Raw genomic sequence first — 291 nt, 5'->3', positions numbered from 1 at the left:
GCGGATAAAGGCCCTCGCGCGCCCGTGCGATCAACCTCTTGAGCCGTGCCCGGGGCAAAGGTGCGATTATCCCACGTCTGCAGGAGGCGCTGCCTGGCAGGGCGGGCGCCCAATGAAAAAGCCGCTTCTGAATGAACAGAAGCGGCTTGGAATCTGGTGCCCGAGGCCGGAATCGAACCGGCACGCCTTGCGGCGGGGGATTTTGAGTCCCCTGCGTCTACCAATTTCACCACTCGGGCAGGTACAGCTGAGCCGGCAATTATGCCAGAAGTCCGGCCAGCCAAACAAGAC

The 291-nt window shown here is 62.2% G+C and carries 1 tRNA gene; it reads right to left on the bottom strand.

From position 1 onward, the window contains the following. Window positions 1–154: 154 nt before the first annotated feature. Window positions 155–239, bottom strand: a tRNA-Leu gene (locus tag ACH107_RS33770). Window positions 240–291 lie beyond the last annotated feature (52 nt).

The organism is Roseovarius halophilus (ex Wu et al. 2025), assembly GCF_047086965.1.
This window is presented reverse-complemented; position numbering and strand designations above follow the sequence as displayed.